Annotated in this window: 9 protein-coding genes; 4 read left to right on the forward strand and 5 right to left on the reverse strand. The window is 71.4% G+C overall.

Annotation, left to right across the window (positions count from 1 at the left end):
- Positions 1-69 precede the first annotated feature (69 nt).
- Positions 70-1,101 carry a ribosome small subunit-dependent GTPase A gene (gene rsgA / locus ACZ6H8_RS13585; protein WP_464147417.1) on the reverse strand — a complete coding sequence of 344 codons (1,032 nt, stop codon included), beginning with the start codon at positions 1,099-1,101 and terminating at the stop codon, positions 70-72.
- A complete protein-coding gene (gene aroA / locus ACZ6H8_RS13590) occupies positions 1,098-2,420 on the reverse strand; it encodes a 3-phosphoshikimate 1-carboxyvinyltransferase (RefSeq protein ID WP_464147419.1) in 1,323 nt (440 codons plus the stop codon). The genes rsgA and aroA overlap by 4 nt, the downstream gene beginning before the upstream one ends.
- A gap of 28 nt (positions 2,421-2,448) precedes the next feature.
- On the opposite strand from aroA, the gene ACZ6H8_RS13595 reads away from it, so the two are divergent.
- From ACZ6H8_RS13595 to ACZ6H8_RS13605, 3 genes are read left to right on the forward strand one after another with little or no spacing between them, the layout of a single operon-like run.
- On the forward strand, positions 2,449-3,063 hold the full coding sequence (locus tag ACZ6H8_RS13595; protein ID WP_464147420.1) for a sigma-70 family RNA polymerase sigma factor: 615 nt from the start codon (positions 2,449-2,451) through the stop codon (positions 3,061-3,063).
- Positions 3,063-3,308: a zf-HC2 domain-containing protein gene (locus ACZ6H8_RS13600; protein ID WP_464147422.1), complete on the forward strand. Its 246-nt coding sequence runs from the start codon at positions 3,063-3,065 to the stop codon at positions 3,306-3,308. Before ACZ6H8_RS13595 ends, ACZ6H8_RS13600 begins: the two co-directional genes overlap by 1 nt.
- A gap of 47 nt (positions 3,309-3,355) precedes the next feature.
- Complete coding sequence (locus ACZ6H8_RS13605; protein ID WP_464147423.1) at positions 3,356-4,417, forward strand: hypothetical protein; 1,062 nt, start codon at positions 3,356-3,358, stop codon at positions 4,415-4,417.
- 25 nt (positions 4,418-4,442) lie between these two features.
- On the opposite strand, the gene aceB is transcribed toward ACZ6H8_RS13605, so the two are convergent.
- Positions 4,443-6,053: a malate synthase A gene (gene aceB, locus ACZ6H8_RS13610; protein WP_464147424.1), complete on the reverse strand. Its 1,611-nt coding sequence runs from the start codon at positions 6,051-6,053 to the stop codon at positions 4,443-4,445.
- 41 nt (positions 6,054-6,094) lie between these two features.
- The gene (aceA, locus tag ACZ6H8_RS13615; protein WP_464147425.1) at positions 6,095-7,396 is read right to left on the reverse strand and encodes an isocitrate lyase; all 1,302 of its coding nucleotides are present in this window, start codon (positions 7,394-7,396) and stop codon (positions 6,095-6,097) included.
- A 105-nt stretch (positions 7,397-7,501) separates the two neighbouring features.
- Here aceA and ACZ6H8_RS13620 point away from each other — a divergent pair, with 105 nt between their 5' ends.
- Entirely contained in the window at positions 7,502-8,977 is a 1,476-nt protein-coding gene (locus ACZ6H8_RS13620) for a helix-turn-helix domain-containing protein (protein WP_464147426.1), read from the forward strand.
- 274 nt (positions 8,978-9,251) lie between these two features.
- Here ACZ6H8_RS13620 and ACZ6H8_RS13625 read toward each other — a convergent pair.
- A partial coding sequence (locus tag ACZ6H8_RS13625; RefSeq protein ID WP_464147427.1) for a multifunctional oxoglutarate decarboxylase/oxoglutarate dehydrogenase thiamine pyrophosphate-binding subunit/dihydrolipoyllysine-residue succinyltransferase subunit occupies positions 9,252-12,798 on the reverse strand: 3,547 nt, incomplete at its 5' end.

A 12,798-nucleotide genomic window follows, 5' to 3' on the forward strand; every position in this document is an offset into this window, starting at 1 on the left:
GGCGGGCGCAGCGGACGTCACCCCTGCATCCTTCCAGCGAGGGCTATGCGCACGCCCAGTCGGGCACCGCTACCAGTGGTCTCCGACGGTGAGCGTCGCGAGCAGACCCTGCACGCTGTCGACGCGGGTGCGGTCGAGCTCTCCGCGCGCGGCCGCCTCGGCGATGCCGCAGTCGGGCGCGTCGGCGAGGTGCGTGCAGCCGCGCGGGCACTGGTCGGCGACCGCCTGGATGTCGGGGAAGGCCTTGAGGATCGACGCGGTGTCGATGTGGCCGAGCCCGAACGAGCGCACGCCGGGGGTGTCGATGACCCATCCCGACCCGAGTCGATACGACTGGGTCGACGACGACGTGTGCCTGCCGCGGCCCGTCACGGCGTTCACGTGGCCGACGGCGCGGCCCGCTGCGGGCACGAGCGCGTTCACGAGCGTCGACTTGCCGACGCCCGAGTGCCCGACCGCGACGGTCACGTGGCCGTCGAGCCGCTCGCGCAGCGCCGCGGCGGGCGGGTCGTCGGAGCGCGAGCGCCACGTCTCGATGTCGAGCCCGGAGAAGTTGGCCAGCAGCGGCGCAGGATCGGCGAGGTCGGTCTTCGTGACGACGAGGATGGGCGTGATGCCCGCGTCGTACGCGGCCACGAGGTAGCGGTGCACGAGCCTCGGCCGCGGCTCTGGGTCGCGGGCGGCGACGACCATGAGCATGAGGTCGGCGTTCGCGACGATGACGCGCTCGAACTCGTCGGAGTCGTCGGCGGAGCGCCGCAGCAGCGTCGTGCGCGGCTGGATGCGCACGATGCGCGCGAGCGAGCCCTCGTCGCCGGTCGTGTCGCCGACGACGTCGACGCGGTCGCCTGCGACGATCGCCTGCTTGCGCAGCTCTCGGGCGCGCGTCGTCGTGATCGTCGCCTCGTCCGGCTGCCCGTCGCGCACGACCACGGTGTACCGGCCGCGGTCGACGGCCGTGACGAATCCGTCGACCGAGTCGGCGTGCTCGGGCCGGATCTTCGTGCGCGGCTTGTTCGCCTTGGGGTTGGGTCGTTCGCGCACCGACTCCTCGTCGTACGACTCCCACGGCTCGTCGGGCTCCTCGGTGAGCCAGCTCACGGCGTGCCCTCCTGCTCGAGCATCCGCATCCACAGCTCGGGGAACTCGGGGATCGTCTTCGCCGTCGCGCCGATGTCGTCGACCTCGACGCCGGGCACCGCGAGCCCGAGCAGCGCGCCAGCCGTGGCGATGCGGTGGTCGGCGTACGCCGCCCACGTGCCGCCGTGCAGCGCAGCGGGATGCACCGTGATCGACTCCGCATCTCCGATGGCCGAGCCGCCCAGCAGCGCCAGGTCGTCGACGAGCGCGTCGATGCGGTCGGTCTCGTGGCCGCGGATGTGACCGATGCCCGTGATCGTCAGGGGTGCGTCGGCGAAGACGCCGAGCGCCGCGATCGTCGGCGACAGCTCGCCGGCGTGCGCCATGTCGATCGCTCCGCCGACGAGCGGCGCCGCCGAGACGCCGGCTGCGCCGTCGACGGTGCAGCGGTCGCCGTCGATCGTGACGGTCGCTCCGAGCCTCGTGAGCAGCGCGGGCAGCTCGGCGCCGACCTGCGTCGTGGCCGCAGGCCAGCCTGCGACGCTCACCCGGCCGCCGGCGACGAGCGCCGCTGCGAGGAACGGGGCGGCGTTCGACAGGTCGGGCTCGATCGCCACGTCGGCAGCCGCGATGGGCCCCGGCTCGACGCGCCACACGCCGGGCGCAGGCGAGGAGGCGTCGACGCCGCGAGCGCGCAGCGTCGCGATCGTCATGTCGATGTGCGGCAGCGACGGCAGGCGCTCGCCCGTGTGGTGCAGCGTGAGGCCCTCGTCGAAGCGCGCACCTGCGAGCAGCAGCGCCGAGACGAACTGGCTCGACGCGCTCGCATCGACGCGCAGCTCGCCCCCGCGCACCGAGCCCGTGCCGTGCACCGTGAACGGCATCGTGCCCGTGCCGCCGTCGTCGACGCGCACGCCGAGCGCGCGCAGCGCCTCGATCGTCGTCGCGTTCGGACGCGTGCGCGCGTGAGGGTCGCCGTCGAACGCGACCGCGCCGTGCGCGAGCGCCGCGACGACCGGCAGGAACCGCATGACGGTGCCTGCCAGGCCGCAGTCGACGCTCGCAGCGCCGAGCGCGCCCGGCGTCACCCGCAGGTCGGGGCCGAACGGCCCGTCGCCCACGGCCTCGACGCCCACGCCCATCGCGCGCAGCGCGTCGACCATGAGCGCCGAGTCGCGCGAGTGCAAGGGAGCGTGCAGCGTGCCGGGGCCGCCCGCGAGGGCCGCGAGCACGAGCTCGCGGTTCGTGAGCGACTTCGAGCCCGGCAGGTGCACGACGGCGGACAGCGGGGCGGAGGCCATCGGCGCCGCCCACGCGCGGGAATGCGGCGCCTGAGTCATCGGTTCCATCCTACGAAGGGGAGGGTGCATGTCTGGGATCTCGGTGCTGACGCGCGGCGTAGGATCGACGCCGATGGCAGACGACTCCGACGCGTTCATCACCGAGGCCCTCGCGTACACCGACCAGCTGTACGCGGCGGCGATGCGGATGACGCGCAACCCGCAGGATGCGGCCGACCTGGTGCAGGAGACGTACGCGAAGGCGTACGCCGCCCGCGACTCCTTCACGCCCGGCACCAACCTGCGTGCCTGGCTGTACCGCATCCAGACGAACACGTACATCAACCAGTACCGCAAGAAGCAGCGCCAGCCGTACGAGGCGCCGCTCGACGATCTCGAGGACTGGCAGATCGGCGTCGGCGAGTCGACGACGGCGACGCGGTCGCGGTCGGCGGAGGCCGAGGCGATCGACCGCATGCCTGCAGGCGTCGTGCGCGACGCGCTGCAGTCGATCCCCGACGACTTCCGCATGGTCGTCTACTGGGTCGACGTCGAGGGCATGTCGTACGCCGAGACGGCGGAGATCATGAAGACGCCGGTGGGCACCGTGATGAGTCGACTGCATCGTGGCAGGCGACAGCTGCGGGAGCTGCTGGCCGACTACGCACGCGAGCAGGGCATGAAGGCAGGGGAGAAGGGCTGATGGGCGACTGCGGTTGCGACAAGGCGAAGGCCGAGCTCGAGGAGTACCTGCACGCTGAGCTGTGCTCGGAGGACGCCGCCGACATCCGTGCGCACCTCGACGGCTGCACCGACTGCGCCGAGGAGCACACCGTCGGCGTGCAGCTGACGATGGCGCTCAAGCAGGCGTGCACGGAGACCGCTCCCGAGGAGCTGAAGGACCAGGTGCTCGCGCGACTGCGCGCCGTGCAGGCGACGCACGGCTGACGCGCGCATCGAGGCCGTGCGTCCGCGGCGCCGCCTAGGCTGAGCGGATGCGCGGCATCCACGTCGGTCGGACCCGATTCGACGGGCACCGCGCGGAGGTCGACGTCGACCTCGGCGGCGAGCGCGTCACGGTCGGCATCGCATCCCTCGGACGACGCCTCCGACGCCCGAGCGCGATGGGCGACGTGTGGCTGCCGATGGCGATCTTCCCCGCGATGCGGCTCGGCCTGCCGATCACGCTGGAGGACCCCGTCTCGCCCGTGCTGCGCCACGGGATCGGCGAGGTGCAGCGCATCCACGCGATGTGGGATCCGACGCTGCATCCGCAGCCGGTGTCCGCACCCGTCGCGGCGAGAGCAGCGCGCCGGACCGCGCCGCCCATGCAGCTCATGACGGGCGGGGTCGACTCGGCGCATGCGCTGCACGGCCATCCCGAGGTCTCGGAGCTGCTCTACGTGCACGACCTCGATCACGAGCCCGCCGCCGTGCGCGCCGAGGTGACGACGCTGCTCGCCTCGCTGAGCGCGGCGACCGGCCGCCCCGTGCTGCGCGTCAAGACCGATGCGCGACGCCTCCTCGAGCCGTACGCCGAGTGGGGCACGCAGACGCACCTCGCCCTGCTCGTCGCCGCGGCATCGCTCGTCGCCGGTGCCCGCCGCAGCCTGCACGTGCCCTCGACGCTGCCGTACGCGTCGCTCATGCCGTGGGGCTCGCATCCCATGCTCGATCCCCACCACTCGAGCGACGACCTTCGCGTCGTGCACGTCGACGCGCATCGCACGCGATTCCAGAAGGTGCGGGCGATCGCCGGCGACGACGTGCTGCTGCGCCACCTGCGCGTCTGCTACCGATCGCTGGACGCGGTCAACTGCTCGCGCTGCGAGAAGTGCGTGCGCACGATGGCGTCGCTCGAGATCGTCGGCGCCCTCGACCGTGCGACGACCTTCACCGAGCCGCTCACCCTCGCCGCGATCCGGGCGCTCGACGTGCACGACGACGTGCAGCGGGCGTTCGAGGCCGAGGTGCGCGACGCGGCGGTCGAGGCGGGACGCGTCGACATCGCCGAGGCCATCGACGCCGTCCTCGCGCGCTACGACGCCCGAGCCTGACGGCCCGGGCGTCGCAGCGCATCCGTCACGCCGCGATCTGCTGCTCCTGCGGCAGCGGCGACAGGTACCGCTCGGTGCCGGACAGCGTGAAGAACGCCGGGTACGTGGGTCGCAGCGCGACCTCGGTGAACAACGCGACCGCGTCGTCGAGCCGATCGCCGTCGTGCCTGGGGGCCGCGGCGTGCAGCTCGCGCACGATCTCCTTCACCCAGTCTCGTGAGATCGTGCGACCCTCGGCCGTGCGCGCCTCGACGTGGATCCACTGCCACACCTGCGAGCGCGAGATCTCGGCGGTCGCAGCATCCTCCATGAGCGAGTGGATCGCGACGGCGCCCTGGCCGCGTAGCCACGCCTCCATGTAGCGGATCGCGACCTCGACGTTGAGCCTGAGGCCCGCCTCCGTGATGTCGCCAGGCGTCGTCGAGAGGTCGATGAGCGCCGCCTCGTCCGGCACGACGTCCTCGCGGCTGCGGCCAAGCTGATGCGGCTCGGCGCCCAGCACGGCGTCGAACTCGGCCTGCGCGGTGGCGACGAGGCCCGGATGCGCGACCCACGAGCCGTCGAAGCCGTCTGCGGCCTCGCGACGCTTGTCCTGCGCGACGCGCGCGAGCGCGACCTCGGTCGCCTCCGGATCCTTCGCGCTCGGCACGTACGCCGCCATGCCGCCGATCGCGTGCGCACCGCGACGGTGGCACGCCCGCACGAGCTGCTCGGTGTACGCGCGCATGAACGGCGCCGTCATCGTGAGGACAGCCCGGTCGGGCAGCACGAAGTCGGGCCCGCGGAACCGGAACGCGCGGATGATCGAGAACAGGTAGTCCCACCTGCCCGCGTTGAGCCCCGACGAGTGCTCGCGCAGCTCGTAGAGGATCTCCTCCATCTCGAACGCCGCCGAGATCGTCTCGATGAGCACCGTCGCGCGGATCGTGCCGCGCGGGATGAGGAGCATGTCCTGCGCAGCCCGGAACACGTCGTTCCACAGGCGCGCCTCGAGGTGGCTCTCGAGCTTCGGCAGGTAGAAGTACGGACCGCGGCCGCCCGCGATGAGCGCGTCGGCGTTGTGCAGCATGTGCAGGCCGAAGTCGACGAGCGATGCGCTCATCGGCTCCCCGTCGACGAGGATGCGTCGCTCGTCGAGGTGCCAGCCGCGCGGACGCACGACGATGGTGGGCGTGCGCTCGGCGGTCACGCGGTACTCCTTGCCCTGCGGGCTCGTGAACGCGATGGCGCCTCGGATGGCGTCCTGCAGGTTCACCTGGCTCGCGACGACGTTCTCCCACGTGGGGGAGCAGGCGTCCTCGCAGTCGGCGAGCCACACGCGGGCACCGGAGTTGAGCGCGTTGATGGTCATCTTGCGCTCGATGGGGCCCGTGATCTCGACGCGGCGATCCTCGAGGCCCGGCGCGGGCGGCGCGACACGCCAGGTGGGGTCGTCGCGGATGTGCTGCGTCTCCGGCAGGAACCTGGGCGTCGCACCGTCGGCGAGCGCTGCGCGACGCGTGCGGCGCAGCCTGCGCAGCTCGCGGCGGCGACGCTCGGCGAGGTCGTGCAGCGAGAGCAGGAACTCGAGCGCCTGCGGCGTCAGCACGCGCTCCTGCCCGGGTGCGTGCTCGGTGATGCGGATGCGGTCGGTCATGGTGTCTCCAAGCGGTGGGTGGACCGGAGGGTCCAGGAGCGTCAGTGGAACTGCGCGGTCTCGGTGGAGCCGGCGAGGGCGAGGGTCCCCGAGTCGGGGTTCAGCGCGGAGGCCACGAGGTCGAACCATCCGGTGCCCACCTCGCGCTGGTGGCGCGTGGCGGTGTAGCCCCGGCTCTCCGCAGCGAGCTCGCGCTCCTGCAGGTCGACGTAGGCGGTCATGTGGTGCTCGGCGTAGCCCTTGGCGAGGTCGAACATCGAGTGGTTGAGGGCGTGGAAGCCGGCCAGGGTGATGAACTGGAACCGGAACCCCATCGCGCCGAGCTCGCGCTGGAAGGTCGCGATCTGGTCGTCGTCGAGGTGCGCCCGCCAGTTGAACGACGGCGAGCAGTTGTAGGCGAGCAGCTGGTCAGGGAACTCGGCCTTGATGCCCTCGGCGAAGCGGCGAGCGGTCTCGAGGTCGGGCTTCGACGTCTCCATCCACAGCAGGTCGGCGTAGGGGGCGTAGGCGCGGCCGCGGGTGATGCACGGCTCGAGGCCGTTCCGCACCTCGTAGAAGCCCTCCGCGGTGCGGCCGCCGGTGAGGAAGGGGCGGTCGCGCTCGTCGACGTCGCTCGTGATGAGCGTCGCCGCCTCCGCGTCGGTGCGTGCGACGATGACGGTCGGCACGCCCTCGACGTCGGAGGCGAGCCTCGCTGCGTTCAGCGTGCGCACGTGGCTCTGCGTGGGGATGAGCACCTTGCCGCCGAGGTGACCGCACTTCTTCTCGCTCGCGAGCTGGTCCTCCCAGTGCACGCCCGCCGCGCCCGCGGCGATCATGCCGCGCTGCAGCTCGAACGCGTTCAGGGGGCCTCCGAAGCCCGCCTCGGCGTCTGCGACGATCGGCACGAGCCAGTCGTCGACGCTGCGCGCGCCCTCGGCGTGCTCGATCTGGTCGGCGCGCAGCAGGGCGTTGTTGATGCGGCGCACGACGCTCGGCACGGAGTTCGCGGGGTACAGGCTCTGATCGGGGTAGGTCTGGCCTGCGAGGTTCGCGTCGGCGGCCACCTGCCAGCCCGAGAGGTAGATCGCCTCGAGGCCGGCCTTCACCTGCTGCACGGCCTGGTTGCCGGTGAGGGCGCCGAGTGCGCGCACGGGGGTCTCGTCCTGCAGGCGGGCGAAGAGGCGCTCGGCACCGCGGCGGGCGAGGGTGCGCTCCTCGACGATGGATCCGCGCAGACGCACGACGTCGGCTGCCGTGTAGTCGCGGGCGATGCCGCTCCAGCGGGCGTCCGCGTCCCATTCGAGCTGCAGCGCCTGCGCTGCCTGCTCCTGCTGCTGCTGCGTGCTGGTGCTCTCGGTCATCGGGGGCCTCCTCCATCGGGGTCTGGCACCACTCTCGACGGAGGAACGCAGTCCTGGAGCAGATCCACCGTGTGAAGTTCTGCATTCCTGCCATATGCTGCAGCGATGACGATGTCGTCCTGGAACCGCGCCGCCAACGCCCCCGACGCACCGGAGCCCGCGACGGATCCGCTGCAGCTCGGCAAGGCCATCCGCCACCACCGCAAGGCGGCGGGGCTCACGCTCGACGCCGTGCACGACGCCATCGGCCTCGCGCCCTCGCAGCTCAGCGCCATCGAGACCGGCAAGCGCGAGATCCGCTTCCAGACGCTGCAGCGGCTCGCGTCGCTGCTGGGCGTCTCGCTCGACGCCCTCACCGGCGAGGCGCCGCCGAGCGAGCGCGCCGCGCAGGAGCTCCGGCTCGAGCGGGCGATGCGCTCGCCGCTGTGGGTGCAGAAGCAGCTGCCGACCATGCGGGTCGGGCCGCGCACGCCGGACGACGTGCTCGCCACGATGCTCGCCCTCGTCGACGAGCTCGAGCGGCAGGCCGAGGAGCGCGTCGCGACGCCGGAGGAGGCGCGCAGGGCGAACGCGCAGCTCCGCGGCGAGATGCGCGCCCGCGACAACCACTTCCCCGAGATCGAACGGGAGGCCGCAGGCATCCTCGCCGACGTCGGCTACGTGCAGGGGCCGTTGTCGCAGCACCTCATCGCCGCGATCACCGAGCGCCTCGGGTTCGCGGTGCATCACGTCGGCGACCTGCCGCACTCCACGAGGTCGGTCACCGACCTCAAGCGTCACCGCATCTACCTGTCGCGGTCGACGCGCGGCGACCACGATCCGCGCTCGGTGCTGCTGCAGGCGCTCGGCCATCACGTGCTCGGGCACGACGTGCCGAGCGACTACGGCGCCTTCCTGCGCCAGCGCGTCGAGACGAACTACTTCGCCGCCGCGCTGCTCATGCCCGAGACGACCGCCGTCGCGTTCCTCTCAAACGCGAAGGCCGAGCGGCAGCTCGCGGTCGAGGATCTGCGCGACGCGTTCGCCGTGTCGTACGAGATGGCGGCGCATCGCCTCACGAACCTCGCCACGCGGCACCTCGGCATCCCGCTGCACTTCCAGAAGGTGCACGAGTCGGGGATCATCTACAAGGCGTACGAGAACGACGGCGTCACGTTCCCCGCCGACCACACGGGTGCGATCGAGGGGCAGCCCGTGTGCAAGCGGTGGACGAGCCGCGAGGTGTTCGACGTGCCAGACAAGGTGAACGCGTTCGAGCAGTACACCGAGACGCCGGCGGGCACCTACTGGTGCACGGCGATGACGGAGCGGTCGGCGCAGGGGGAGTTCTCGATGTCGATCGGCGTGCCGTTCGCGCAGGCGCGGTGGTTCCGCGGCCGGGCGACGAAGGAGCGATCCGCCTCGCAGTGCCCCGACCCGTCGTGCTGCCGCACGCCGCCGACAGAGCTCGCATCCGCGTGGGCCGGGCAGGCCTGGCCGAGCGCTCGCGCCCACTCGCACCTGCTCGCGGCGCTGCCGCCAGGTGCCTTCCCGGGCGTCGACGAGACCGAGGTCTACACGTTCCTCGCCTCGCGCGACTGACGCGCCCCTCCGGGTTCCGTTTCGCAGGTGATCAGGGGTGCGCGAGGGGTATCTTCCCTCGAACCCCCGCGATCGCCTGCGAAACGCGACGGCACCCTGCCACGCCGCAGGGACAGCGTGGGCTCGTGCGCACGCGAGCAGCGACCGGCGAGCGCGACCCGTCGAGCGCCTGCGCCCGGAACGCAGGGTCGATGGTGCGGCGGAACGTTCCCGTCACGCGCAAGCCCGCCGCCGCCAGCGGCGACGACGGGCTCTGCACGAGGCGCGACGGGGCTCAGTCGGTGCCGAGCGCCTCGTCGAGGATCTGCGCGAGCTCGGCGGCGGAGCGCTTCGGGGAGCCCGTCGCGGGGCTCGCCGACGCCGTGCGCCCGATCGCGCGGATCGTGCGGCCGTGATGCAGGTGGCGCGGCAGCGTGAAGTGCACCGACGGCCAGGCGCCCTGGTTGAGCGGCTCCTCCTGCACCCACACGAGCTCGGCACCGTCGTAGCGGTCGAGCGCGGCGTTGATGCCGTCGACGTCGAGCGGGTACAGCTGCTCGAGCCGCACGAGCGCCACGTCGTCGATCTCGCGCTTCGCCATCTCGGCGGCGAGGTCGTAGTGGATCTTGCCCGAGTGCAGCAGCACGCGGCGCACCTTCGACGAGTCGACCTTCGCGTCGTCGATCACCGGCTGGAACACGCCCGACTCGAACGCCTCGACGGGGCTCACCGCGTCGCGCAGCCGCAGCATCGCCTTCGGCGTGAACACGATGAGCGGCCGACGCGGCTGCTGGTACGCCTGACGACGGAGCAGGTGGAAGTACGACGCCGGCGTCGACGGACGCGCGACGATCATGTTCTGCTCCGCCGACATCTGCAGGAAGCGCTCGATGCGCGCCGACGAGTGGTCGGGGCCCGCACCCTCGTAGCCGTGCGGCAGCAGCAGCGTCAGCGACGAGAACTGGTTCCACTTCTGCTCGGCGCTCGAGAGGAACTCGTCGACGACGATCTGCGCGCCGTTCACGAAGTCGCCGAACTGCGCCTCCCACAGCACGAGCGCGTCGGGGCGCTCCACCGAGTAGCCGTACTCGAACGCCATGGCGGCGTACTCCGACAGCAGGGAGTCGTAGATCGACAGACGCGCCTGCTCCTCGGAGAGGTTCGCCAGCGGCAGCCACTCCTGGCCGTTGACCTTGTCGTGCATGACGGCGTGACGCGACACGAACGTGCCGCGACGGGCGTCCTGCCCCGCCATGCGCACCGCCGTGCCCTCCATGAGCAGCGAGCCGAGCGCGAGCAGCTCGCCGAACGCCCAGTCGATGCCGCCGTTGCGGGTCATGTCGAGACGCTTCTTCAGCACCTGCTGCACCTTGGTGTGCACCGTGAAGCCCTCTGGCGGGTTCGCGTGCGCATCGCCGATCGCCTCGATCGCCGCACGCGAGATGCCCGTGTCGGACGGCGTGCCCACCATCGTCGCGTCGGGCGTCTGCGCCGGCACGGGCATCGAACCCGTCGCGGCCGCGTGCGTCTCCATGAAGGCGCGCTCGAGACGGTCCTGGAAGTCCTTCTGGGCCTCCTCGTACTCGTCCTCGGTGATGTCGCCACGGCCGACGAGGTTCTCGGCGTACAGCGTGCGCACCGAGCGCTTGCGCTCGATGAGCGAGTACATGAGCGGCTGCGTCATCGTGGGGTCGTCGCCCTCGTTGTGCCCGCGGCGGCGGTAGCAGATGAGGTCGATGACGACGTCGTGCTTGAACTCCTCGCGGTACTGGAACGCGAGCTCGGCCACGCGCACGACCGCCTCGGGGTCGTCGCCGTTCACGTGGAAGATCGGCGCGCCGATCGACTTCGCGATGTCGGTCGAGTAGATCGACGAGCGCGACTCCGACGGGGGCGTCGTGAAGCCGATCTGGTTGTTGACGACGAGGTGCACCGTGCCGCCGGTCGTGTAGCCGCGCAGCTGCGACAGCTGCAGCGTCTCGAACACGACGCCCTGACCCGCCATGGCGGCGTCGCCGTGCACGAGCACGGGCAGCACCGAACGGCGACCGTCGCCGATGCGGTCCTGCTTCGCACGGGCGATGCCCTCGAGCACGCCGTTCACGGCCTCGAGGTGCGACGGGTTGGCAGCGAGGTACACGGGGATCTCGGAGCCGTCGGCAGCCACGAAGGTGCCCTCGGTGCCGAGGTGGTACTTCACGTCGCCGGAGCCCTGCATGACGGCGGCGCCCTCGAACTCCTGGAAGATCTGGCCGTACGTCTTGCCAGCGATGTTCGTGAGCACGTTGAGGCGGCCGCGGTGCGGCATGCCGATCACGACCTCCTCGAGGCTCGATGCGGCAGCACCCTGGATGAGGGCGTCGAGGAACGCGATCATCGACTCGGAGCCCTCGAGCGAGAAGCGCTTCTGCCCGACGTACTTCGTCTGCAGGAACGTCTCGAACGCCTCCGCCTCGTTGAGCTTGCGCAGGATGCGCATCTGCTCGTCGTGCGTGGGCTTGACGTACGGCACCTCGAGGTGGTCCTGGAACCACTTGCGCTGCGCCGGGTCTGCGATGTGCATGTACTCGACGCCCATGGTGCGGCAGTACGTGTCGCGCAGCACGCCGAGCACGTCGCGCAGTTGCGCGGAGCGTCGGCCGCCGAAGCCGCCGGTGACGAACTCGCGGTCGAGATCCCAGAACGACAGGCCGTGCTGCTCGATCTCGAGGTCGGGGTGCGTGCGCTGCACGTACTCGAGCGGGTCGATGTCGGCCATGAGGTGGCCGCGCACGCGGTAGGCGTTGATGAGCTGCGTGACGCGGGTCGACTTCGAGAGCTCGTCCGACTCGTGCACCGAGACGTCCTGCGCCCAGACGATCGGCTTGTACGGGATGCGGAGGTCGGCGAAGATGCCCTCGTAGAAGCCGTCCTGGCCCTGCAGGAGGCCGTGCACGATCTTCAGGAACTCGCCGGAGCCCGCGCCCTGGATCACGCGGTGGTCGTACGTCGACGTCAGCGTGATCGTCTTGCCGATGCCGGCGTCGGTCAGGCGCTCCTCGCTCGCACCCTGGAACTCCGCCGGGTAGTCGAGCGCACCCGCGCCGATGATGCATCCCTGGCCCTGCATGAGGCGCGGCACCGAGTGCACGGTGCCGATGCCGCCCGGGTTCGTGAGCGAGATGGTCGTGCCTGCGAAGTCGCCTGCGTCGAGCTTGTTGGCGCGGGCCTTCTTCACGAGCTGCTCGTACGTGGCGATGAACTCGGCGAAGTCCATCGTGTCGGCGCGCTTGATGCTCGGCACCAGCAGCGCACGCGTGCCGTCGGGCTTCGGCATGTCGATGGCGATGCCGAGGTTGACGTGCGGGTGCGCGACGAGCGACGGCTTGCCGTCGATCTCCGCGTACGACACGTTCTGGCTCGGGAACGCCTTGAGCGCGCGCACGAGCGCGTAGCCGATGAGGTGCGTGAACGAGATCTTGCCACCGCGCGTGCGGCGCAGGTGGTTGTTGATCACGATGCGCTGGTCGATCATGAGCTTCGCAGGCACCGTGCGCACCGACGTGGCGGTGGGCACGGCCAGCGAGAGGTCCATGTTGTGCGCGAGGGCCTTCGGCATGCCGCGCAGCGGCGTGACCTTCGGCTCGTCGGCCTTCGACTCCTCGGCCTTCGCGTCCTCGGTCGACCGGTCTGCGGGCACGGGCGCCGGCTTCGCGGGCGTCTTCGTCGTGCGCGCCGCGATCGTGCCGTCCGGACGCTGCGCGGGCTTCGTCGGCGCGGGAGGCGCAGGCGGGGCCGACTGCGCGGGCGCCGCGTGGGCGTTCGCCGACGCTGCAGGAGCGGCGGTGGGCGCAGTGGGCGCC

It is taken from the genome of Agrococcus sp. AC640b (assembly GCF_979255995.1).

What these genes read in the sequence shown, in the direction of transcription:
- aroA (WP_464147419.1), bottom strand. Translation starts at nt 2,420, where the DNA reads ATGACTCAGGCGCCGCATTCCCGCGCGTGGGCGGCGCCGATGGCCTCC.
- ACZ6H8_RS13595 (WP_464147420.1), top strand. Translation starts at nt 2,449, where the DNA reads ATGTCTGGGATCTCGGTGCTGACGCGCGGCGTAGGATCGACGCCGATG.
- ACZ6H8_RS13600 (WP_464147422.1), top strand. Translation starts at nt 3,063, where the DNA reads ATGGGCGACTGCGGTTGCGACAAGGCGAAGGCCGAGCTCGAGGAGTAC.
- ACZ6H8_RS13605 (WP_464147423.1), top strand. Translation starts at nt 3,356, where the DNA reads ATGCGCGGCATCCACGTCGGTCGGACCCGATTCGACGGGCACCGCGCG.
- aceB (WP_464147424.1), bottom strand. Translation starts at nt 6,053, where the DNA reads ATGACCGACCGCATCCGCATCACCGAGCACGCACCCGGGCAGGAGCGC.
- aceA (WP_464147425.1), bottom strand. Translation starts at nt 7,396, where the DNA reads ATGACCGAGAGCACCAGCACGCAGCAGCAGCAGGAGCAGGCAGCGCAG.
- ACZ6H8_RS13620 (WP_464147426.1), top strand. Translation starts at nt 7,502, where the DNA reads ATGACGATGTCGTCCTGGAACCGCGCCGCCAACGCCCCCGACGCACCG.